A 21,822-nucleotide genomic window follows, 5' to 3' on the forward strand; every position below is an offset into this window, starting at 1 on the left:
TGAAAGGGTATGAGTACATGAAACCATTAAAGGGAAAGGTTGCTCTTGTAACAGGAGGAAGTAGAGGAGCTGGGCGCGGTATTGCTGTCGAATTAGGAAAAGCTGGGGCAACAGTTTATGTCACAGGACGTAGTATCAAAGGGAATTCGACCAATGATTGGCCTGGAACGATTGATGATACTGTGTCACAAATAGAAGCTTCTGATGGAACGGGAATTGCGATTCGTTGTGATCATACGAACGATTCAGAGACAAAATCAGTAGTCAATCGAATTCGCAAGGAACAAGGAAGATTAGATATTTTGGTTAATAATGTGTGGGGTGCGCACGATTTGGGAATCGAAGCTAAGCAATTTTGGGATTTGCCATTGAAACATTGGGATACGATGTTTACTGCTGGTGTGCGTGCCCAGTTAGCTACAAATCACTACGCCATTCCCTTACTTCGTGAAAATAAACAAGCCCTCATCGTACATACTACTTTTTGGGATGAGAACAAATACATAGGGCATTTTTACTATGATTTAGCTAAGAATGCATTAATTCGTATGGCTTATGGGTTATCAGTCGAATTAAAAAAAGATAACATTGCTGTTCTGGCCGTTTCTCCTGGGTTTATGCGAACGGAGCTTGTGTTAAAGCATCATCATACTGATGAGGAGCATTGGCAACAATCGGATGAGTTAACCAAAACGGAAACACCTTATTATATTGGTCGTGGAATAAAGGCATTGGCTAGTGATCCCAATGTAATGGAGAAGAGCGGGCAGGTGCTCAAAGTCGGTGATTTGGCCAAAGAATATCAATTTACCGATATAGATGGACGATTTATTCCGCCATATATTCTTTAGAGTATGCTGCTCCATCATATAAGAACAGAGAGTTTCTATTATTCTAATGGGGTAATGCCAACGTGTCATTACCCTCATTAATGAAATTCCTTTTGTTAGAACCCTTTTAATGCATCGACAATGGGCTGTTCTCCAGAAACAAGGTCATATGAACGATAATATGTATGTTCCTCAGCTAGGGAAGCAACAATCGTTTTGGCTACGTCCTCGCGGGGGATGGATCCTTTCTCTATATCCTCCGCAATCATAACTTTTCCTGTACCCTATGGAGAAAAATGATATTCATTAGTTGATACGTAGTGTTTGTGAGAATCCAGATGAATATTAAGCAATTTTCATTGGGTTAGATGTTTTCGGAATTTGGTAGATGAACTGGAAGATAAACGAAAATTTCCCTGGAAATATTCAGCTCCATTATAAGAAAGGAGTTCTATGTAGGGCATACTGGAACGCTCTAAAATTAGCAAAGGAGTATCGAGCTAAATGAATAGCATTTCCAGCAATCAGTACAGGTATATTCGGTTTCCACAAAAATTAGCAGATAGAGATTGCAATTCAATCCGTTTTGAAGTTTGTTCAAGAGCAGGAGCATTTATTAGAGGAGATTTATTTTATTATAGCTTGTTGCAAAAATCAAAGTTAAACATAGGCAAGCCGCCGGTTTTCCCGCTTATGATTTGCTCCGGCTCCCTATCGCTCATAGTCGCATCTCAAAAGGGGAAAACCTCTGGCTTTAGGCTCATTATGCAAAGATGGTTACAGTGATGACCATCTTTTTGCTATTCAAATAGAGATATGGAAGCAACTTTTTTAACTTAAGTACCACAAAAGGTTCGATAAGGACGATTGGAGGGAGCAGGTAGTGTACAATACTCAGCCTGTTCGGGAGAGTGAACATAGGGATTGGAAAGAGCATTTAGGAGCTTCTCCATCACACTGTAGTCTTCTCGTTCTACGGCTGCTTCTAGAGCTTCTTCTACCCGGTGGTTCCGTGGTATTACCGCAGGATTGCTGTTTCGCATCAACTGCTGCGAAGATTCTTTGGGTTCCTGTTGCCTATCTAGTCTTGTTTGCCACAACTCATGCCACTTAGTAAATTCCGGTGTTCCAAACAGGACCGTATCCTCTGGTGTATCAAAAGTTAGTGCACGGAAAGTATTGGTATAGTCTGCACGATGCTCCTGCATCATTTGGAGGAGTTCTTCCATTAGGGACTCATCTTGTTCTTCCTCATTCAATATACCAAGTTTTGCTCTCATTCCCGAAAGCCAATTTCGATGATACAACTCTGGAAAAACGGAAATGGCGTCTTGAGCTAGATTTACTGCTTGTTCTTCATTTTCATGCAGTAATGGCAATAAAGTTTCAGCAAATCGCGCGAGATTCCAGCCACCAATTTTCGGTTGATTTCCATAAGCATAACGGCCATGAAGATCAATGGAACTGAATACAGTAGCTGGGTCATAATGATCCATAAAGGCACAAGGACCATAATCGATGGTTTCTCCGCTAATGGTCATGTTATCGGTGTTCATTACCCCATGGATAAAGCCAACTAGTTGCCATTTGGCAATCAACTTGGCGTGGCGTTTGGTCACTTCTTTCAGTAGGGAAAGATATCGATTTTCATCCGCTTCCACTTCTGGATAATGTCGATTTATCGCATAGTCAGCGAGGACACGAAGTTCCTTCACTGTGCCCCAGTTTGCTATGTATTGAAAAGTACCAAAGCGCAGATGACTGGAAGCCACACGAGTCAATATTGCACCAGGAAGTTCCGTTTCGCGGATTACAGCTTCTCCTGTTGTCACTACCGCAAGACTACGGGTGGTAGGAATACCAAGTGCCTGCATTGCTTCACTGATAATATATTCTCGTAGCATTGGTCCGAGTGCTGCTCGACCATCCCCCCCACGAGAATATGGCGTTCGTCCTGGGCCTTTGAGCTGAATATCGAATCGGTCTCCATTAGGAGTGATTTGTTCGCCTATTAGCAGAGCCCGGCCGTCTCCTAGCATTGTAAAATGCCCAAATTGATGTCCGGCATAAGCTTGAGCCAGTGGCATAGCCCCTTCAGGAATCCGATTACCCGCAAGCACTGCTACACCATCTTTGCTTTGTAGCTCTTGAACATTTAATCCCAAAGATGTTGCCAAGGGATGATTGAGAATGACCAATTTTGGCGAGCGTACAGGAGTTGGGCTGTGGCTGGTAAAAAATGATTTTGGTAGCTGGGCATAACTGTTGTCAAAATTCCATCCTGTTTCGTTAAACTTTGTCATCATATCTCCTAGTGTTCTTTATCGTTTTTGTAAAAGCATATTTGTAGTGTTATTTATTATCTTCTTCTTTATCAATATATAGGGTCATTTTAGTATCTACTGCTAGCCATTTGTTATACTCGTTTACGTTAAAGATGGAATCCAATCATTATGGTTATAAAAAGTAACTGCAACCATAAGTCGGATTTTGTGGACTTCGTTTATTTGAAAACCTGCTTTATTAAATGGTGCTCTATATGTTCCAGATAGGATAGTCTTGAATAAGCCATTCAAGGTCCATAAGTTGGTTTTGCATATTCTCCCCTTTCACAATGAACTGGCTGGCAAGGTTAATTTTGATGTAGAACCCAATCATATAACAACAGTATGAAGTTGTTTGTTATTCAGAATAGTAAATTTTCCATACATAAAAATGAGCTAAGTCACAGGGTCTATCTTATGAAAAAAGAAAAGGGAAAGATGTAAATTAACAACTTTCCCTTGTAAAGGCAGCTATTTATCTACTTCCACTTCTTTTACTTCAGGAATAGTTGGTAAAGGAACTACCCAATTTTTCTGCTTCATTAGTTCTAGTAATCGGGCGCCATCCATAACTGCTTGTTGGTGCATTTTGTTGTACATCATTGCAAGATCTTCTCGTATTGCTTTACCCATTGCTTGGGATGTAGCGACAAGAGCTGCTGTAATATCAGTTTGAACTGCAATAGCAATTTCCGGATCCGTAAGCCTAGCCCCAGCTGGAATCATATCTAGATCTACGTTAGAACGTTCTGCTGGTGCAGGTGGCAATAAGATACCATTCGCTTTTAAGGGTTCTTGTAATTGTTTCACATAGTCTCTCTTTATACGAATTATATCCTGAAGAAAATCACGAAGATCATTATCCCCTGTATGATTGTAATACAATTGATAACCTGCAATGGTTCCTTGGGCCACTACTAAGGCACTGTATAAATCAAACGCTTCTCCTAGGTGTATGGGTTGATTTTTAGGGTTTCCTGTAAACACTCCCACTATATTCCCTCCCTGACTAACGTAATTTTAAGCAATTGTGCTCTAAAAATAGAGTTCTCAAATATATCTTTTATATTCAGAAGGTGGTGATTGTAATAAACAGAAATAATATCTTAACCAAATTAGAAAGAAAATTAATTTTATTCAGTTTATAATATTAGATATCGACTTCTAATTAGGAGGGAATCCGATGGTTCTTACACTGAAAAGAGCTGGCTGGATTCTGTTACTTTCTTTCGTATTGTTGGTAGTAGGATGTGCCCCGGAAGGGATGAATCAAAGCTTTTACGATCAAGCAATTCCCGTCTTTCAAGAAATAGATGATGATATCCTAGAACAAGAACGAAGTGATCGAGATGATCTGCTTAATCTGGAGCTATTGCGTGATGAGGCACAAACGAAGAAAGAAAAGTTAGTTGTGGAGATGATTCAAGATTTAGTAAATATGCAAGAACCAATATCTCGTGGTGACCAGACTATTATTAGCCAATATTTAGATCTACGTGAGGATATAGAAGATGTGTTGGAATATGATCTACCACCAGCGCAATTTTTGGATAATAATTTAAATTAAACGAATGAAAATAAATTAATAAAAAAGGTATTAGGAAGTGGTCTTAACCCCGTCAAGTAGACACTAGATAAAAGGCATCCTAAGCGGCGATCGCTTCCCGGAATTCCACTGGGGATCGGTCGCCAAGTTTTTTTTGGAAACGTTCCTTGTTGTAATATTCGATGAACTCAGCAATCATATTGCGTGCAGAAGTCTCATCTTTTGGTTCCTCTAAATAAAGTTTTTCTGTCTTTAGATGGGAGAAAAAGGACTCTATACAGGCATTGTCAAAGCAATTTCCCCTCCGCGAGTGGCTTCCAATGAAGCCACGTTTTTTTAACAATGCCGCATATTGTTTGGACGTATACTGGAATCCTTGATCAGAGTGAAGAAGAGTTCCATCCCCTGTTTCTAAGCGATAAACAGTGTCTAACACTAGTTGGAGATCGTTTCTCGAAGAAAGTTCCCACGCAATAATTTCATTATTAAATAGATCTGTTACAGCGGATAGATAGACAAAATGGTCTCCAATTCGTACATACGTGATATCCGTTGCAAGCTTTTGTCTGGGAGCCTCTGCATAAAAATTACGAGCCAGTATGTTAGAGAACACAATGGATGGCTTACGCCCCATAAAGGGGCGTTTTTTGCGGATAACGGATCGAATACCGAGTTCACGCATTAATCTACGTACTTTCTTATGATTCACCACTATTCCTTCCCTACGTAGAGCAGTTCGCATACGAAAGTAACCGTAGTATGGACGGAGTCTGTGAATTGCTAATATATGCTCTTTTAAGTTTGCATCATTCGAGCTACGTCCGGCGCGTTGTATGTATTTTTTCCATTTGTAATATCCTGCACGTGAAACCTTCGCAATCTTGCAAAGTTGCGTAATGGTATATTGTTTGGAAAGCTCCTCAATGATTACAAATCGTTGTCCTTTTTCCAAGATCCCTCCCCGTGTAGATTTGGATTGAGCTTTTTTAGATATTCTACTTGGGCCTTTAGATAAGCGTTTTCCTCCTCAAGACTATTAAAATGTTTCTTAATCCAGCGACCTCGATAATCTTCAAACGACTCACCAGCTTTATACTTTTCGACCCAATTTTGAATTTGAGTTCGACTTCTGATCCCGAGTTTCCTTTGTATTTCACTATAAGGCATCTCCTCTTCTAAGAAGAGGCGCACTGCCTCCTTTTTTGTTTCTTCCGAATATCTTCTAAACTTTTGTCCTTTCTTAGCGGACATAAAAATCCCCTCCGGTTATAGCAGTGTCTATGAGAACATGTTAACATGTTCTCTTTTTTCACTGTCTACCGTAAGGGGATAATACCAAAGTAAGTTGGTTCCTAATACCTTTTTTATTGTTAAAAGTATTCATTCTCTTGAAATCAAAGCAACTAAGTACGAAATTCGAAACGAAATACATAGGTATACATTTTTTTAGAACCAAAATAATTGGTTTGTTTCTCACATTTTCTTCTTGGAATTGGATGTATAATGAAAAAATGGTGACTCGTTAGGGGGAACTTAATGAACTGGAGAATAAAATTGCGTGATCGATTGGCGATCTTATTGTTTTTTATTTTTTGTTTGATGCTTTATGGTGAGTTTGTATATGTAGACGTAGAATTCACAACAGATGGACTTTGGAGATTTACAAGTATCCCATGGGAAGAGGAACTTACTGGCTATCGCTTGTTGGTAGATGAAATGATTTGGTTTTCCAGTATTGCTTCTTTGTTCATTCTACCTGTGTTTCTTCTCTTAGGTTTTTTGTCTGGTTTTCATCAAGAATGGAGTTATAAGCAGCAAGTAGGGGCAAAGGAAATCTTTTATCTTGGGGCTTGGTCGGTTTTTTTCCTGTTGCTTTTAAGCTTTTCTCCTTATCCTGATCTCGCACAGCTTTTATTTTTCTTTGGTATCTTTGGCATAGGATACTGGATGTTTGCTTTTCAACCGGCTCTTGTTGGACTCAATAAAATGGTGGATGGTAAGAGGTTTTTTTGGCGTTTACCAATCTATTTCTGTTTACTTCTCATGATGCAAGCAATATTAGGAGGAGTAGTAGAATCTATATTTCAAGTTGATCTCTATTCAGAACGGGAAGAGAGCTTAGATATCTCCCTCCCATCTGAATTGGAAGAAGAAGAGATAGAGGAAGGTCCCATAGAAGAAGATAGCATAGAAGAGGAAGTGATACCAGAAAGTGACTGGAGCTTTATCTGGTCGCTGGCTTTTATTTGTATCGGTGCTCCTCTTGGAGAAGAGATGCTGTTTCGCGGATATCTTCAAACCTACTTTTCAAAATGGGGCAAAGGCATCGCCATTCTGCTTTCTGCTCTCTTGTTTTCTTTATATCATGTTGATGTCTCATCGTTTTTACAGATATTTGGAATCGGGCTCTTATTAGGGATTTTAAAAGAGCGACATGGTAGTTTATGGGCACCGATCACACTTCATTTTGTAAATAATCTATTTGCAAGTGTGGTAGGGTTTATATGATCATTAAAGCTATTCGAGATCCAAACATTCATAGTAGTAGAAAGGAGTTGAACTAGGATCGCTTTTTCTACTTGGCGATATGTGACGGCAATTGGATTAGTTGCCGTTTTTTCCTTTGTGGTACTAGCTGATTTTATATGGACGGATTTACAGAGTACGGCAGAGGGAAAATGGAAATTTGTCGTCTTAAACCCGGAGCAGATGAATGGACTGCAATGGAGTTTTTATCGATTAGGGGAAATGATCAAAGCGTACGGTGGATTATGTTTAGTTCTCCTGTTTGTGGCGCTAAGTGTGGGAGTAAAGAAACTACCGGAGCTCTCAACTAGTCATCATTCAGTTCGTTTTCGGTCAAAAGACCTGATTTTTATTATAGCTTGGTTGAGTTCGGCCATGATCCTGGTATACCAGATTGACAGCATAGCCTATCGAAATGTTGTCTACAGTGTACTGGTCATATTTTTTGGGTTCTATGTATTCCGCAAGAAACTTTCTCTTACCGCTCTGCCCAAAATGGATTCAAGCGTCTGGATGTTTTTACGAGTAATACCTGAATTTATACTGGTATTGGCTCTACAATTTTTAGCGATGCAATTTCTTGATTTCCTGAAAGTAGCCCCTTTTTCAGATCGGGAAAATATGATCGACGGGCTGTTACTGGAAAGTAGTCAGATCGAGATGATTTTGGTCATCTTTTTCATTTGTCTGATTGGTCCAATTCAAGAAGAGATTGTGTTTCGCGGATATCTACAAACTTATTTTGTACAAAAATGGGGAATAAATTGGGGAGTCTGTATTTCAGCGGTACTTTTTTCGCTATATCATGCGGATGTCTCTTCAAGTTTATCCATCTTTCTTTACGGTCTTGTGTTAGGTGGTTTTAAAGAGAAGTTTCAGAGTCTTTGGGGATGTATTGCTCTACATGTTTTTAATAACTCTTTATCAGTTTGGATTACTTTTGCAAGTAATACATAAATGTGACTTCATGTTATTTGATAATCTTGGTATCCTAACAAAGGGATAGAATACCCTCTGACCTAAACAGAAAAGTTGGATTGTAGTTTTGAAGTTACTACGAAGAGGGAATATATCTGATGTTATCATCATGCATGGTTTACATAGGAGGAAAATTCGTATGCAAAAAGTAGTTGTACTCGGTACCGGTCCAGCCGGTTTGACAGCAGCAATTTATTTAGCTCGTGCCAATATGGAACCTTTGGTAATCGAAGGTCCAGAACCAGGTGGTCAATTGACTACTACTACGGATGTGGAAAATTTCCCAGGTTTCCCTGATGGCATCATGGGTCCAGATCTAATGGACAATATGCGCAAACAGGCCGAACGTTTTGGAGCTAAATTTATGCGGGGATGGGTACAAAAAGTAGATCTTTCCAAACGCCCATTCAAATTAATTCTCAGTAAGGAAGAGATTGAGACCGAAGCATTAGTCCTCTCTACTGGAGCGACAGCCAAACTGCTTGGGATCCCAGGAGAGAAAGAAAATATCGGTCAAGGGGTAAGTACTTGTGCAACTTGTGACGGGTTCTTCTTCCGAGGCAAAAAGATTTTAGTAGTCGGTGGAGGAGACTCTGCAATGGAAGAGGCAACGTTCCTAACGAAATTTGCTAGTGAAGTGACCATTGTTCATCGTCGGGAGGAATTACGTGCTTCTAAAATTATGCAGGACCGTGCTCGTGACAATGAAAAAATCTCATGGAGCTTGAACAGAACTCCGCTGGAAGTAGTTCGGGGAGACAACGGGGTTCAAGGTCTGAAAGTGAAGAACAACGAAACTGGGGAAGAAGAACTATTGGAAGCAGATGGAATTTTTGTTGCGATCGGTCACCAGCCAAACACCAGTTTCTTGGAAGGACAAGTAACCACAGATGATCTAGGTTATATTTCCGTGCAACCAGGAACGACCAAGACCAATATTCCAGGTGTTTTTGCATGTGGTGACGTGCAAGACCATACTTATCGCCAAGCAATTACCGCTGCAGGAACAGGTTGTATGGCAGCACTTGATTGCGAGCGTTTCTTGGAAGGTTCTGCTTCGGATGATTGGAGCCAAACTTTATCTGAGCAAAAATAAATTAACATAGAGCATGTTGCATAATTAGCCCTAAGCCAGAGGTCTTCCCCTTTTGAGATGCGACTATGATCGATAGGGAGCCGGAGCAGATCATAAGCGGGAAAACCGGCGGCGCGCCTACGTTTAAGTTGGATTAATGCAACAAGCTAAACATATAATAAATTGGGATCTGTTCTGTATTTATCAGAACAGATCTTTTTTTATGAAAAAAGAGTTCGTTTGACAATGGATAATTTTGATTTGTTTCTGTTTTACAAATAAAGTTATTATGGATAAAGCGCTTTACGAATGCAATAAAAAAGGGCTATGATAAATGTAATCTAATAACAAAACTACTAGGGGTGCCCATGGCGTGGGCTGAGAGAAAAACGATCCTTTTTTAACCCTTCGGACCTGATCTGGATTATACCAGCGTAGGAAAGTAGTCAAGCGAAAGCTTTTTCTCTTGCTTACGATGAGCCAGGTCCAACAGTGGACTTGGCTCTTTTTGTTGTAGAGAGTCTATAAATAGATACTGGTTCGTAGTTGGTAGTACGTTATGGAGAATAGAGGAGGATTTTTAATATGGAAATAAAAGATCAAGTTGTCCTTGTTACAGGGGGAAGCCGTGGATTAGGAGCGGAGATTGTAAAAGCATTTGCCAGAGAAGGGGCAAAGTTAGTCATCAACTATGTAAATAGTGAAGACAAAGCCCATCAATTGCAGCAATACATAGGAGATAGTGCGATTGTCCTTCGAGCAGATATTCGAAATGCTGAACAAGTTAGAGAGATGTTTCAACAAGCGAAAGATTATTTTGGAAAACCGATTACTACCATTATAAACAACGCGCTTGTTCACTTCCGTTTTGATCCGCTATTAAAAAAAGATGCAGGCAGCATTGACTGGGACGATTATCATCAGCAATTAGAAGGCGCGATTCGTGGTGCTTTAAATACTACCCAATCCGGTCTCGATGACATGAAAGCGATGGGATTCGGGCGAATCATTAATATTGGTACCAATCTAGTGCAAAATCCCGTTGTGGCTTACCATGACTACACAACAAGTAAGGCAGCACTCATAGGATTTACACGGAATATGGCAAATGAGCTAGGACAGTATGGAATCACCGTAAATATGGTTTCGGCTGGGTTGCTAAAAGTCACGGACGCCAGCTCGGCTACTTCAGAAGAAGTATTTCAGCTGATAGAATCGTCCACTCCACTTCGCAAAGTGACAGATCCAGCGGAAGTGGCTGATACTACTGTGTTCTTTGCTTCTGCATGGGGGAGAGCTGTCACGGGACAAAACCTCATGGTAGATGGCGGACTTGTGATGAATTAAAAAGGGGGAGCGATCTTGATGGTAAATGTAAATAGTGTGAAAGAGTTATTACAAAAAGTAAGAGACATGAATCCACTCGTCCATAATATTACGAATGTAGTAGTGACTAATTTTACAGCAAACGGCCTTTTGGCACTTGGCGCTTCCCCCGTTATGGCTTATGCAGCCGAAGAAGTTGCGGATATGGCCAAAATCTCAGGAGCACTTGTATTGAATATCGGTACTCTCAACGAGACGGTTGTTCAGTCTATGTTAATTGCAGGAAAATCAGCGAATGAGCATAGAGTACCTGTCATATTGGATCCAGTTGGCGCAGGGGCAACAATCTACCGAAGCGAAACGGCAAATAAAATTTTAAATGAAGTGAAAGTATCGCTCATTAGGGGCAATGCCGCTGAGATTGCAAATATGGCAGGCTATCAGTGGGATATAAAAGGTGTCGATGCAGGTGACCATCAAGGAAATGTGGTAGAACTAGCCAAGTCTGTTGCAAGAAAATGGGGCACCGTAGTAGTGATTACCGGAAAAGAAGATATTGTGTCAAATGGAAGTACTACATATGTGATTCGTAATGGACATGTCCATCTAACGAAAGTGACAGGAACCGGCTGTTTGTTAACCTCTGTTATCGGAGCTTTCTCAGCAGTGGATACAGACTTGGTAAAAGCTAGTGTGTCCGCACTGACTGTTTATGGAATTGCAGCAGAGATCGCAGCAGAAAAGACAGTTGGTCAAGGAGCTGGAAGTTTCCAAATCGAATTTTTAAATCAACTATCCCTTGTATCGTCCACCCATATAGAGAAGTTAAGTTCTTTTGAAAAAGTAAATGGGGGGATTTCCTGATGACTACGAAGAAGGCTCTCACAATTGCAGGCTCTGATAGCGGTGGAGGAGCTGGAATTCAAGCAGACATAAAAACGTTTCAGGAATTGGATGTTTTCGGTATGTCTGCTTTAACTGCGGTAACGGCTCAAAATACGCTTGGTGTTCAGGCGGTATTCCCGATGAATGCTGATGCTGTGAAGCAGCAAATTGACTCGATTGGCAAAGATATGGGTACAGAGGCTGTGAAAACCGGAATGCTCTTTAATGCAGAGATCATTCAGGTAGTTTCGGAAAAAATAAAGCAGTACAAATGGAAAAATGTTGTCGTAGATCCGGTTATGATTGCAAAAGGAGGAGCGTCGTTGCTTGAAAGGGAGGCCACGTCGGCATTGAAACAGTATCTTCTCCCAGTTGCCTTAGTAGTAACACCCAATATACCAGAAGCAGAAGTTTTGACCGGAGTCTCGATTCAAACGATAACTGATAAAGAGAAAGCAGCGATGATACTATATGAGTTAGGGGCAAAGTATGTTGTTCTAAAAGGCGGACATGATGAAGACCCAGAGAAATCAGTAGATCTATTATATGATGGAACCGAGTTTAATTATTTTCAAAGTCAGAGGTTGCAGACTAAAAATACACATGGCACCGGCTGTACTTTTTCCGCAGCGATTACAGCAGAACTTGCAAAAGGAAGTAATGTTTATCAGGCAGTTGCAAAAGCAAAAGAATTTATTCAAGTTGCCATTCAAGAAGAATTGGTGGTTGGAAATGGCCATGGTCCTACCAATCATTGGGCTTACAATCGGTTAAGGAGTCAAGATCTTCATGGCGAGAATAGATAGAGAGATGCTAAGAGATTTTCTGAAAGTATATTTCATTATGGGAAGTAATAATTGTAAAGGCGATCCTGTGAGAGTATTAAAGGAAGCTAGCCTGAGTGGGATAACCATATTCCAGTATCGCGAAAAAGGAGAAGGAGCACTACAAGGGGATCAAAAAGATAGATTTGCGAAACAGCTTCAATCTATTTGTGCCGAAAAAAGCATTCCTTTTATTGTGAATGATGATATTGAATTAGCTCTCTTGATTCAAGCGGATGGTGTTCATATTGGTCAAGAAGATGAGCCAGTTGAACAGGTACGTAAAAGAATCGGAGATAAAATCTTAGGTGTTTCTGTGCATTCTCTGGAGCAAGCTCGTTCAGCGATTCAATCTGGAGCCGACTATCTTGGTCTGGGCCCTATATTCCCTACCAGTACTAAGGAAGATGCTAAGGAAGTGCAAGGAGTAACGCTCATTAAAAAATTGCGGAAAGAAGGTATCCGTATTCCCATCGTAGGAATTGGTGGGATTACACCAGAAAATGCGGGTTCTATTATAAAAGCAGGAGCGGATGGTGTAGCAGTAATTACAGCGATCAGTCATGCTAATTCCGTTGGACAAGCTACTAGAAACTTAAAACAAGCTACTTTAAAGCATAATGATAATTAATATGGATGATAAAAAAATATTTTTACCTCATAAAGCCAAATTTACAATAACTATCTCAGTGTATACATCGTTCTTTGTAGAACGGTGTTTTTTACATCTAAAGAACAGACCTGAAATGTCGTAAAACTTCTTCGGAAATTGGGCTTGAGTTTGACGCTACGTAAAGGTGTATTGTTAGGTTTGTCAGGAGGTGAACACATGGAATATACAGTGCAGAAGTTGGGGTTCTTAGCAGGGATCAGTACCAGAACGCTTCGCTATTATGATCAGATTGGAATTCTAAAACCCGCGAGAATAAACTCATCGGGGTACCGAATTTATGGTCAAGCGGAAGTGGATCGGTTACAGCAAATATTATTCTATAAAGAGCTGGGATTGAATCTGGATCGAATTAAAGAGATTGTAACCGATCCATCATTTAATAAAGACAAGGCACTCAAAGAGCATCGTGAACAACTTCTCAACAAAAGGAAACAGTTAGACCTCCTGATCCACAATGTAGAAAAAACAATTGCCTTATCCGAAGGGAGAATCGTTATGACTGATAAAGAGAAATTCGAAGGCTTTAAACAACAGATGATAGAGGAAAACGAGAGCAAATATGGAAAAGAGATTCGTGAGAAATACGGCGAAGAGATGATTAACAAGTCAAATGAAAAATTGAAGAACATGACAGAAGAAAAATATGATGAAGTAACTCGTCTGGCGAATGAAGTGATGGATACGTTAGCCGAAGCTTTTGCCGTTGGTGATCCTGCTGGAGAGATAGCGCAAAAAGTGGCAGATCTGCATAAACAGTGGCTAACCTACTATTGGAGCGAGTATAGTAAAGAGGCGCATGCAGGTCTTGCTCAGATGTATGTAGATGATGAACGGTTTAAAGCGTATTATGAAAAACAGCCAGGTATGACTGAATTTCTACGAGATGCTATCTACATTTATACCGGGTTTACGAAATAACGAATCCTACAAAAATACAAAGACGCACTATAGTCTATCGACTAGTAGTGTGTCTTTTTTGTATTGGAAAAGGGTTTTCACTAATAAAGAAAAGTGAGGGACTTTATATGTATAATAGGAAGGATATTATTCAATAACTTTTTACAATCTAATTTAATAAAGAGAGGAAAACACAAAGTGAGCAATTCTCTAGGAAATATGAGCAATAGTACCCATACACCTTCTCAATTAAAAAGGTTATGGATGGCAGTAATGTTGGGAACATTAGCAGCATTTGGTCCATTATCAATTGATATGTATTTACCAGCACTACCGGATATCGCAAAAGACCTTCATACAAATCCATCACTTGTACAACTTAGCTTAACCTTTTTTTTGCTTGGTCTAGCTTTAGGGCAGTTAATCTCTGGACCACTTAGTGATGTTCATGGACGTCGTAAACCTCTTCTCATCGGATTGATTATCTATTTTGTTGTCTCGCTTTTATGCGCGTTTAGTCATTCTATTTGGGCATTGATTGCATTACGGTTTATTCAGGGGATGGCTGGATCAGCTGGTATTGTCATTTCTCGTGCGATTGTTCGAGATCTTTATTCCGGTACGGAGATGACGAAATTTTCCTCTCTACTAGCGTTAGTGAATGGTGTAGCTCCTGTTTTGGCACCTATATTGGGTGCTCAGTTATTACGGGTTGCACCTTGGCAAGGTGTATTTATCGTCTTAAGTGTAGTAGGTTTGATTATGGCTTTTATTATTTTTTTCAGTTTGCCTGAGACGCTGTCAAATAACATGCGTTCGTTAGGAGGCATTCGAAATACAGCGACTACGTTTCAAAAGTTAATTCTAGATCGAAACTTTATGGGGTATGCCTTGTCTCAAGGATTTGTATTTGCTGCTATGTTTGCTTATATTTCCGGATCACCTTTTGTTTTGCAGAACATATATGGTGCCTCTCCCCAAATGTTTAGTTTTATTTTTGCCATTAACGGGATCGGAATTATTATTGCGAGTCAAATAACAGGGAAATTGGCTGGGCGGATCAAGGAAGAGAAGCTATTTATTGTTGGTTTATGTATTTCAGCTGTTGGAGCAGTTACATTACTTATTTTGTTATTCTTTAGTACTAGCTTGTACGCTATTTTGATACCATTGTTCTTCGTTGTATCAAGTGTAGGGATCGTAAGTACTACTGGTTTTACACTAGCGATGCAAAATCAACGTAAATCAGCAGGAAGTGCTTCTGCATTACTAGGGGTCTTATCTTTGATCTTTGGTGGAAGTGTTGCCCCACTAGTTGGTTTGGGCGGAGAACATACTGCTATTCCGATGGGGATTGTAATGGCTACTGTGGCGGTTAGTTCTCTCTTGTCTTATATCGTTTTGGTACTAAGAAGAAAAGGTTTATCACAGGAAAGTAATTAGTAGATCAAACTCCATTGTCATTTCATTCAGGATAACACATGGAGATATAATGAAGGGTTTCGATGGAGAAGATGTGCATTATATATTGTGTTATCTAATGTGCTCAAAATTTCCTGTAATTGTTTCGGGAGTTTCTAAACTTAACATCAGAAGGGTTCTAGTAACCGCAATGATTCTCGTTAGTCACCTGCCGCCTCGAAGTAGAGTAGAGATTCATAGTATGTATGTAACTCTACTTTGAAGGAGGTGTTTCGTTATGTCTTTCAAGTTTAGAAGACGTCCCCAGAAACGCGTATATATCCTTCGTCCTGGACAAACCACAAGAGTATTTAAATGTGGTGGACTACCGATTCGTGATTTAATAGTTGGAAAAAATGAGGCATTAGTGGTTGTCTGTAAATTAACTGGCCGTAGATATGTATTTATTTGCACAGGAGAAAAACGTATTAGTAGAATTAGAGTAAAATTCGTTAATCGTGATTTTCGAGTCACTTGTTCATAATAATATAGATAGTAGAAACCTGACATGGAGCAGAATCTCCGAGTCAGGTTTTTTCGTAATCGAAAGTGCGTTAGACTGGGTTTTTTAGACCTTTTATTTTTTATAATAAATTAGATTTTCCAGATTCTTTTCTATTGTATTGTAGTCCCTTTCTATATGATGGTATGATTCTCTTTTTGAAGTTTGATATTTCTCTTCTTGTGCTTTTCGTCAACAATTGAAAAACGACGATTAAGAGAGCTTGATAGGGATGAAAGAGAGCCGGAGGGCTGTTCTTGCCGAGAAAATACATTTTCCAGCATTTTTCCCCCTTTCCACAATATCTAGTATTATGTATACTCTAGTAGCAACTATATATAGATCGGGTGTGTTAAGAAAATGTCTAAAGTGGAAGAGTTGGTGAAACGTACAGCCTATGATGCTCTTGTACGAGAGATCTGTTCTGATTACGACCAATGTAATGCAGACGACTTATTATTAGAAGCTGAATTCCAATTACGTGAAAATATGGATGATTCAGAAGTATTGCAAGCGATTATTCAAGTAGCGGTAGAGAAAACGAGTGTAGAAGAACCAGACTGGCAGTTTGTCGCTGCTCATCTTCTCGCGTTTCAGCTTTATCAACAGGCAGCGTCGAATCGTGGGTACGAGGTGGACAAAAAGTATGGAGATCTTGCTACCTTGATTCAGCAATTAACCGCTCAAAAGCTTTATGGAACTTATTTATTACAACATTACTCTCTAGATGATATCCGAGAATTACAAACATACATCCGTCCGGAGCGAGACAAACTTTTTAACTACATAGGCTTAAAAGTGTTAGCCGATCGCTATATTGTACGGGATTTTGAAAACCGTGTAATGGAGTTACCGCAAGAGCGTTTTATGATCATTGCGATGCATTTAGCCCAAAAAGAAAAGAATCATGTTGCATGGGCAAAGAAGTTTTATGATGTCCTTTCTCGATTGGAGTTAACAGTTGCAACCCCAACTCTCTCCAATGCAGGTAAGCCACTTCATCAACTTTCTTCCTGCTTTATCGATACAGTCGATGACTCTCTATGGTCGATCTATCAGACCAACTCCAATACGGCTCAGGTTTCCAAATTTGGTGGTGGTGTAGGGATTTATCTAGGAAAAGTACGCTCCAAAGGGTCCAAAATCCGTGGTCACAAAGGGGCTTCAGGTGGGGTTATTCCATGGATTCGCAACTATAACAATACAGCAGTGGCTGTGGATCAGTTAGGAGTTCGTCGTGGGGCATTTGCCATTTACCTCGATGTTTGGCATGCAGATATCCTCGATTTCCTCAACTTGAAGACCAATAACGGAGATGATCGCCTAAAAGCTCACGATATTTTCCCTGGTATCTGTATCCCAGACCTGTTCATGGAAAAAGTGAAACAACGGGATAACTGGTTCCTCTTTGATCCACATGAGGTACGAGAGGTAATGGGGTATTCTCTAGAAGATTCCTTTGGTGCAGAGTTTGAGCGTCGTTATCAAGAGTGTGTGGAACACCCAAATATCGAAAAAACCGTGATCCCAGCGATCGAGATTATGAAACGTGTGATGGTAAGTGCGTTTGAGACAGGTACTCCTTTTGTTTTCTTCCGAGATACAGTAAACGAGGCAAACCCAAACAAGCATAAAGGGATGATCTATTCTTCTAATTTGTGCACAGAAATCTGCCAGAACATGTCTCCAACAGAGATTATCAGTGAAGAGTTAGAAGATGGTGTGATCATTACCAAGCAAAAACCAGGGGATTTCGTAGTGTGTAATCTATCTAGTATCAATCTAGGTCGTGTTCATACATACGAAGATATTTCGAGAGTTGTCCCAGTTCAGATGCGGATGTTGGATAACGTGATCGACCTCAATATATATCCAGTAAAACAAGCAGAACAGACCAATAAGCGCTATCGGGCTGTTGGACTTGGCACGAGCGGATACCACCAATACCTCGCTCAACACAAAATTATGTGGGAATCTGAGGAACATGTGGAAGAAGCAGACAAGCTGTTTGAGGAATTAGCATACCAAGCAATCAAATCATCGATGGAAATCGCTAAGGAAAAAGGACATTATCCATTGTTCTCTGGTAGTGAGTGGGAAACAGGAGAATATTTTGAGCGCCGTGGGTATCAATCGGATCGTTGGAAAGAATTACAACGAGATGTTGCCGAATTTGGTATGCGTAATGCTTGGGTTTTTGCCGTAGCCCCTACAGGCTCTACCAGCTTAATTGCCGGTTCAACTGCAGGAATTGATCCAGTTTACGCCAAGTATTTTGTAGAAGAGAAGCGCGGAGCTTCCATACCACAGACCGCACCGAACCTGTCTGCGGAAACTACTTGGTACTACAAAGAATCTCATTTGATTGATCAAACTTGGAGTATTCGTGCAGGCGGGAAGCGTCAACGTCATATTGACCAATCTCAGTCACTCAATTTATATATCACTCCAGAAACCAATTCTCGTGAGTTCTTGCAGCTATATATAGAAGCTTGGGAGAATGGTCTCAAAACCATCTATTATGTACGAAATCAATCGGTAGATGTGGAAGATTGTGTTAGCTGTTCTTCTTAATGAGGCGAAATTGGAAAGCGGATGACCTAGTTGTTCCTAGGGAATCCGCTCTTGTATGTATAAAGTGGAAGGGGAAATATCAATTGGAAAAGTTAGAGCGTAAAAAAATATTTAACGAGCAAGGGCAACGTGGAACCCAACGTCTGATCAATGGAAACACTACTAACTTACGTGAGTGGAACCGGATTAAATATGACTGGGCTCATAAATTGTACCGTACGATGCTAAACAACTTTTGGATTCCAGAGGAGATTCCGCTTGCATCCGATGCGAAGGAATTCAAAGAATTAAGTGAAGAAGAACGTCGTGGATTTGACAAAACCATTGCATTCTTGAACTTTTTGGATTCGATTCAAGGTGAGAATCTACCTAACATCAACGAATATGTAACAGCACCAGAAGTTTCCTCGTTGTTGAATATCCAAGCTTTCCAAGAAGAGATTCATGCTCAATCTTATAGCTATATCTTGGATAGTGTCTGTTCTCCAGAGACTCGTGATAACATCTATGATGAATGGCGTACTGATGAAAGGCTTTTAGAGCGGAATCGTTTTATTGCTGATTTGTATCAACAATTCGTTGACCAAAAAGACGATCGTCAATTTGTTCGTACCTGTATGGCAAACTTTTTATTGGAATCTCTCTATTTCTATAGTGGATTCTCATTCTTCTATGCACTGGCTCGTCAAGGAAAAATGACTGCTACGGCTACAATTATCAAATACATTCAACGTGATGAGCTAACTCATGTTGTTCTGTTCCAAAATATGATTAAAGAACTACGCGCGGAGAACCCAGACTTATTTAATGCGGAACTTACAGAGGAATTGCGCGAGATGACACGCACCGCAGTAGAGCACGAAGTACGTTGGGGTCAATATATTACCAATAACCAAATCCCAGGGATTAATAATGACGTATTGGAGAAATATATTAAGTTCTTGGCTAATGAACGTTTGGGTCGATTGAATATCCCCATCCTGTATCCAGAAGTAACTTCTCATCCGATGCGTTGGGTAGAAAGCTTCTCCAATCTCAATGCGACTAAGACAGACTTCTTTGAACAAAAAGTGACCAACTACACCAAAGCCAGCTCGCTCAACTTTGATGATCTATAAGGAGTTAGAAGGTATGAATCAAGCTTGGAAAAAAGTACGAGAGTTCCATGATGCGTTTTCTATTACTCCTAAGCCAGACATCCCGACTCTTCTGCCTGCACAGCGAGTTCAAAAACGGGCAGAGTGGTTGGAGGAGGAGATCCAAGAGCTGCGAGATGCCAAGTCGGTAGAAGACCAAGCAGATGCGATGATCGATACCATATACTTTGCCTTGGGTACCTTGGTGGAGATGGGTGTGAAGCCGGAGGAATTATTTGAGATTGTTCACCAGGCCAATATGAGTAAACTTTGGGAAGATGGAAAGCCGCGGTACCGAGAGTCTGATGGAAAAGTAATCAAACCTCCTACTTGGCAAGATCCTCAACCACTCCTAAAAGAGGCTATTCAAAAACAGATGTTTCAAGAAAATAATAAATAACAAAAACAGATCCCTACTAGTAGGGATCTGTTTTTGTTATTTAGAGAGAACCTACATAAGTTTGGAATAAATTTGGTAATAATCTTTCGAAAAACAGAAAAAGGGCGAATAATATTTTGCTTGTGATAGTAAATGTCATTAGTGAATAAGTTGAATAGTATAAAGTATCAGATACAAAATTTCTGATTTCTAGGCGGAAGCAAGTTTAGAAAGAGAGAGGGGGAAGTCGATGGCTAAAAAAACGGAGACGTTTCAAATTGTAAGTGTTGATCCAGGTCGTCGTTTTGTGAAAGCATCTTTGTTGGAAGGGAATCAAGTTTTCTCTAAACAGTTCCTTTCGTTTGTTGCTGATTATGAAGATGTTCATGTGGAATCGTTTGATTCTGATGATCTTGTAATGGAAATTGACAGTGAGCCATCTGGTATTCATAAAAAGTTTTTTGTAGGACGTACAGCAAAAAATTCTGTAACAACAGCAGCACAAGCAAAACAAGATAGTAAAGCAAATAGTCATACAGTGGTACTAACACTAACAGCTCTTCAACAATTTAAATTATCTGGGAATATAAAGCTTGTTATGGTTGTGCCGATTGAGAATCATCGTAAGAACAGTGCAAAACTAAGGGAAATGCTGATTGGAACGCATCAAATTAAGAATCTGTCAACAAATGAAAACACAACCGTACAAATACTAGATGTGCTTGTTCTTCCTGAATCAGCTGCAACTTACTACTCGTTGGAAGAAAATGATACAGATGGAAAGGTTATCAGAATAATCAACATTGGTTCTGCGAAATCCAACTTCTGTGTTTTTGATTACGATGGAAAATTTGTTAATAGACAATCGTGTTCTTCCACTTCGCTTGCATGGGATCGTGTTACATCCACTTCGATCGAACGAAAATCCAAGACATTATCAGACGCTGTGTATAAAGAGCTTTGTGGAAAGGAATGGGACCAACCATTCCAAGACGATTTTGGAAATAAAGTAGGTGAAGTTGTTTATCTTACAGGAGGGGCAGCCAATATTTTGTATCAAGATATAAAAGAACATTTTCCTAATGTAAGACTTCACCCCAATGCGTTATTTTCTGATTGTATAGGTGCGCTAAGTGTAGCAGCAGGGGAATGGCAATAAAGCCAACCCTGCTTTTCTTGTACATACAGGAGGGGGTAAATCATGTTCAAAAATAGAAAGTCCATTGAAATTAGATTCAACCTTTCTGATGACCTAGACCGAGAAATATGGGAATGGTATGAAAATTTTAAGGGGAAAGCTAGCACACGAATAAAATGTGATCTTTACGCTATCATTAAACAGCAACAGTTTGTGAATGCAATTTCTTTGGACTCTAATAGGAATCGAACAGTGGAAACGAGGAAGCAACCTAGTTTACCAATGGAACAGCAAGAACTAATGCTAGAACAACAATCAACTAGTCCAGGTTTTCGAGCTAGAAAAGTTGATAAATCCTTAATAGGATAATGATCCAGAATGTAATGCTTTAGAATGAAATAGAAGCCACTTCTTTACTGTTATTTGTGTATAACAGACATTTAAGTATAAATACTAACAACTAATTCGACGATTTATTCGAAACATCATATGTTCTATTGTTTTCTTATAGATGATTATAAAAAAAGTGTTGACCTTCTTATTTCAGCGTGATATATTATTTCTTGTCGCCGCGAGCGACATACAAAAATGAAACGCACCTTGAAAATTAGATACAGAAAGCCAAGTAAGAAAACGTAATAAAGTTTTCCTACGACATCAAATATCGTGGAAGTCTTTTACGTTTTGTTGCAATCACCGAAAAGTAATGACCGAGGTAAAGCTACTAAGGGCACACGGTGGATGCCTT

General features: G+C 39.8%; 19 protein-coding genes, 1 pseudogene and 1 riboswitch. Of the genes and pseudogenes, 16 read left to right on the plus strand and 4 right to left on the minus strand.

The features are described 5' to 3' along the window. The first annotated feature begins 17 nt into the window (after positions 1 to 17). Complete coding sequence (locus tag VJ09_RS17240; RefSeq protein ID WP_044642814.1) at positions 18 to 851, plus strand: SDR family NAD(P)-dependent oxidoreductase; 834 nt, start codon at positions 18 to 20, stop codon at positions 849 to 851. A gap of 95 nt (positions 852 to 946) precedes the next feature. Here VJ09_RS17240 and VJ09_RS18190 read toward each other — a convergent pair. From VJ09_RS18190 to VJ09_RS17255, 3 genes and pseudogenes are all read right to left on the minus strand, one after another. Continuing rightward, positions 947 to 1,114 (minus strand): annotated as a pseudogene (locus tag VJ09_RS18190) (SDR family oxidoreductase); the annotation flags it as partial. A gap of 552 nt (positions 1,115 to 1,666) precedes the next feature. Continuing rightward, positions 1,667 to 3,133: a protein adenylyltransferase SelO gene (locus VJ09_RS17250; protein WP_044642816.1), complete on the minus strand. Its 1,467-nt coding sequence runs from the start codon at positions 3,131 to 3,133 to the stop codon at positions 1,667 to 1,669. Between the two features lie 492 nt (positions 3,134 to 3,625). Next, positions 3,626 to 4,147 carry a DUF3231 family protein gene (locus VJ09_RS17255; RefSeq protein WP_044642817.1) on the minus strand — a complete coding sequence of 174 codons (522 nt, stop codon included), beginning with the start codon at positions 4,145 to 4,147 and terminating at the stop codon, positions 3,626 to 3,628. 190 nt (positions 4,148 to 4,337) lie between these two features. Here VJ09_RS17255 and VJ09_RS17260 point away from each other — a divergent pair, with 190 nt between their 5' ends. Beyond that, positions 4,338 to 4,721, plus strand: a complete 384-nt coding sequence (locus VJ09_RS17260; RefSeq protein ID WP_044642818.1) for a hypothetical protein — start codon at positions 4,338 to 4,340, stop codon at positions 4,719 to 4,721. A gap of 79 nt (positions 4,722 to 4,800) precedes the next feature. On the opposite strand, the gene VJ09_RS17265 is transcribed toward VJ09_RS17260, so the two are convergent. Further along, positions 4,801 to 5,951 (minus strand): IS3 family transposase gene (locus VJ09_RS17265; protein WP_147635393.1). Its coding sequence is split into 2 segments (ribosomal slippage): positions 4,801 to 5,690 and positions 5,690 to 5,951, totalling 1,152 coding nucleotides; the frame shifts between segments, so codons are not numbered across the junction. Between the two features lie 285 nt (positions 5,952 to 6,236). Between VJ09_RS17265 and VJ09_RS17275 the strand changes: the two genes are divergently transcribed. The 14 genes from VJ09_RS17275 (at position 6,237) to VJ09_RS17345 (ending at position 21,443) form a co-directional block, all read left to right on the plus strand. Then, the gene (locus tag VJ09_RS17275) at positions 6,237 to 7,208 is read left to right on the plus strand and encodes a CPBP family intramembrane glutamic endopeptidase (protein WP_044642819.1); all 972 of its coding nucleotides are present in this window, start codon (positions 6,237 to 6,239) and stop codon (positions 7,206 to 7,208) included. Positions 7,209 to 7,289: 81 nt separating this feature from the next. Then, the gene (locus VJ09_RS17280; RefSeq protein ID WP_044642820.1) at positions 7,290 to 8,183 is read left to right on the plus strand and encodes a CPBP family intramembrane glutamic endopeptidase; all 894 of its coding nucleotides are present in this window, start codon (positions 7,290 to 7,292) and stop codon (positions 8,181 to 8,183) included. Positions 8,184 to 8,343: 160 nt separating this feature from the next. Further along, positions 8,344 to 9,300: a thioredoxin-disulfide reductase gene (trxB, locus tag VJ09_RS17285; RefSeq protein ID WP_044642821.1), complete on the plus strand. Its 957-nt coding sequence runs from the start codon at positions 8,344 to 8,346 to the stop codon at positions 9,298 to 9,300. A gap of 327 nt (positions 9,301 to 9,627) precedes the next feature. Continuing rightward, a riboswitch (TPP riboswitch) is annotated at positions 9,628 to 9,737 on the plus strand. Positions 9,738 to 9,864: 127 nt separating this feature from the next. Continuing rightward, positions 9,865 to 10,626 carry a 3-oxoacyl-ACP reductase gene (locus VJ09_RS17290; protein WP_044642822.1) on the plus strand — a complete coding sequence of 254 codons (762 nt, stop codon included), beginning with the start codon at positions 9,865 to 9,867 and terminating at the stop codon, positions 10,624 to 10,626. An 18-nt stretch (positions 10,627 to 10,644) separates the two neighbouring features. Then, positions 10,645 to 11,469, plus strand: a complete 825-nt coding sequence (thiM, locus tag VJ09_RS17295) for a hydroxyethylthiazole kinase (protein ID WP_044642823.1) — start codon at positions 10,645 to 10,647, stop codon at positions 11,467 to 11,469. Then, the gene (gene thiD / locus VJ09_RS17300; protein ID WP_044642824.1) at positions 11,469 to 12,296 is read left to right on the plus strand and encodes a bifunctional hydroxymethylpyrimidine kinase/phosphomethylpyrimidine kinase; all 828 of its coding nucleotides are present in this window, start codon (positions 11,469 to 11,471) and stop codon (positions 12,294 to 12,296) included. Before thiM ends, thiD begins: the two co-directional genes overlap by 1 nt. Further along, positions 12,280 to 12,945, plus strand: a complete 666-nt coding sequence (gene thiE, locus VJ09_RS17305; protein WP_044642825.1) for a thiamine phosphate synthase — start codon at positions 12,280 to 12,282, stop codon at positions 12,943 to 12,945. Before thiD ends, thiE begins: the two co-directional genes overlap by 17 nt. A gap of 198 nt (positions 12,946 to 13,143) precedes the next feature. Continuing rightward, complete coding sequence (locus VJ09_RS17310) at positions 13,144 to 13,905, plus strand: MerR family transcriptional regulator (RefSeq protein ID WP_044642826.1); 762 nt, start codon at positions 13,144 to 13,146, stop codon at positions 13,903 to 13,905. A 198-nt stretch (positions 13,906 to 14,103) separates the two neighbouring features. Beyond that, positions 14,104 to 15,327 (plus strand): multidrug effflux MFS transporter, encoded by a 1,224-nt coding sequence (locus VJ09_RS17315; protein ID WP_044643009.1) that lies wholly within the window; start codon positions 14,104 to 14,106, stop codon positions 15,325 to 15,327. A gap of 880 nt (positions 15,328 to 16,207) precedes the next feature. Beyond that, entirely contained in the window at positions 16,208 to 18,421 is a 2,214-nt protein-coding gene (locus tag VJ09_RS17325) for a ribonucleoside-diphosphate reductase subunit alpha (RefSeq protein WP_044642828.1), read from the plus strand. Positions 18,422 to 18,504: 83 nt separating this feature from the next. After that, positions 18,505 to 19,539, plus strand: a complete 1,035-nt coding sequence (locus VJ09_RS17330; RefSeq protein WP_044642829.1) for a ribonucleotide-diphosphate reductase subunit beta — start codon at positions 18,505 to 18,507, stop codon at positions 19,537 to 19,539. Between the two features lie 13 nt (positions 19,540 to 19,552). Further along, on the plus strand, positions 19,553 to 19,957 hold the full coding sequence (locus tag VJ09_RS17335) for a pyrophosphohydrolase domain-containing protein (protein WP_082050637.1): 405 nt from the start codon (positions 19,553 to 19,555) through the stop codon (positions 19,955 to 19,957). A gap of 229 nt (positions 19,958 to 20,186) precedes the next feature. Continuing rightward, positions 20,187 to 21,095, plus strand: a complete 909-nt coding sequence (locus VJ09_RS17340) for a ParM/StbA family protein (RefSeq protein ID WP_044642831.1) — start codon at positions 20,187 to 20,189, stop codon at positions 21,093 to 21,095. Positions 21,096 to 21,137: 42 nt separating this feature from the next. Beyond that, positions 21,138 to 21,443: a hypothetical protein gene (locus tag VJ09_RS17345; RefSeq protein WP_044642832.1), complete on the plus strand. Its 306-nt coding sequence runs from the start codon at positions 21,138 to 21,140 to the stop codon at positions 21,441 to 21,443. The last annotated feature ends 379 nt before the right edge of the window (positions 21,444 to 21,822 follow it).

Source organism: Risungbinella massiliensis (assembly GCF_000942395.1).
Classification (GTDB): domain Bacteria; phylum Bacillota; class Bacilli; order Thermoactinomycetales; family Thermoactinomycetaceae; genus Risungbinella; species Risungbinella massiliensis.

Coding starts and splice junctions, on each gene's coding strand:
- VJ09_RS17345 (WP_044642832.1), top strand. CDS start 21,138: ATGTTCAAAAATAGAAAGTCCATTGAAATTAGATTCAACCTTTCTGAT.
- VJ09_RS17340 (WP_044642831.1), top strand. CDS start 20,187: ATGGCTAAAAAAACGGAGACGTTTCAAATTGTAAGTGTTGATCCAGGT.
- thiM (WP_044642823.1), top strand. CDS start 10,645: ATGGTAAATGTAAATAGTGTGAAAGAGTTATTACAAAAAGTAAGAGAC.
- VJ09_RS17325 (WP_044642828.1), top strand. CDS start 16,208: ATGTCTAAAGTGGAAGAGTTGGTGAAACGTACAGCCTATGATGCTCTT.
- thiE (WP_044642825.1), top strand. CDS start 12,280: ATGGCGAGAATAGATAGAGAGATGCTAAGAGATTTTCTGAAAGTATAT.
- thiD (WP_044642824.1), top strand. CDS start 11,469: ATGACTACGAAGAAGGCTCTCACAATTGCAGGCTCTGATAGCGGTGGA.
- VJ09_RS17240 (WP_044642814.1), top strand. CDS start 18: ATGAAACCATTAAAGGGAAAGGTTGCTCTTGTAACAGGAGGAAGTAGA.
- VJ09_RS17310 (WP_044642826.1), top strand. CDS start 13,144: ATGGAATATACAGTGCAGAAGTTGGGGTTCTTAGCAGGGATCAGTACC.
- VJ09_RS17335 (WP_082050637.1), top strand. CDS start 19,553: ATGAATCAAGCTTGGAAAAAAGTACGAGAGTTCCATGATGCGTTTTCT.
- VJ09_RS17290 (WP_044642822.1), top strand. CDS start 9,865: ATGGAAATAAAAGATCAAGTTGTCCTTGTTACAGGGGGAAGCCGTGGA.
- VJ09_RS17250 (WP_044642816.1), bottom strand. CDS start 3,133: ATGACAAAGTTTAACGAAACAGGATGGAATTTTGACAACAGTTATGCC.
- VJ09_RS17260 (WP_044642818.1), top strand. CDS start 4,338: ATGGTTCTTACACTGAAAAGAGCTGGCTGGATTCTGTTACTTTCTTTC.
- VJ09_RS17275 (WP_044642819.1), top strand. CDS start 6,237: ATGAACTGGAGAATAAAATTGCGTGATCGATTGGCGATCTTATTGTTT.
- trxB (WP_044642821.1), top strand. CDS start 8,344: ATGCAAAAAGTAGTTGTACTCGGTACCGGTCCAGCCGGTTTGACAGCA.
- VJ09_RS17315 (WP_044643009.1), top strand. CDS start 14,104: ATGAGCAATAGTACCCATACACCTTCTCAATTAAAAAGGTTATGGATG.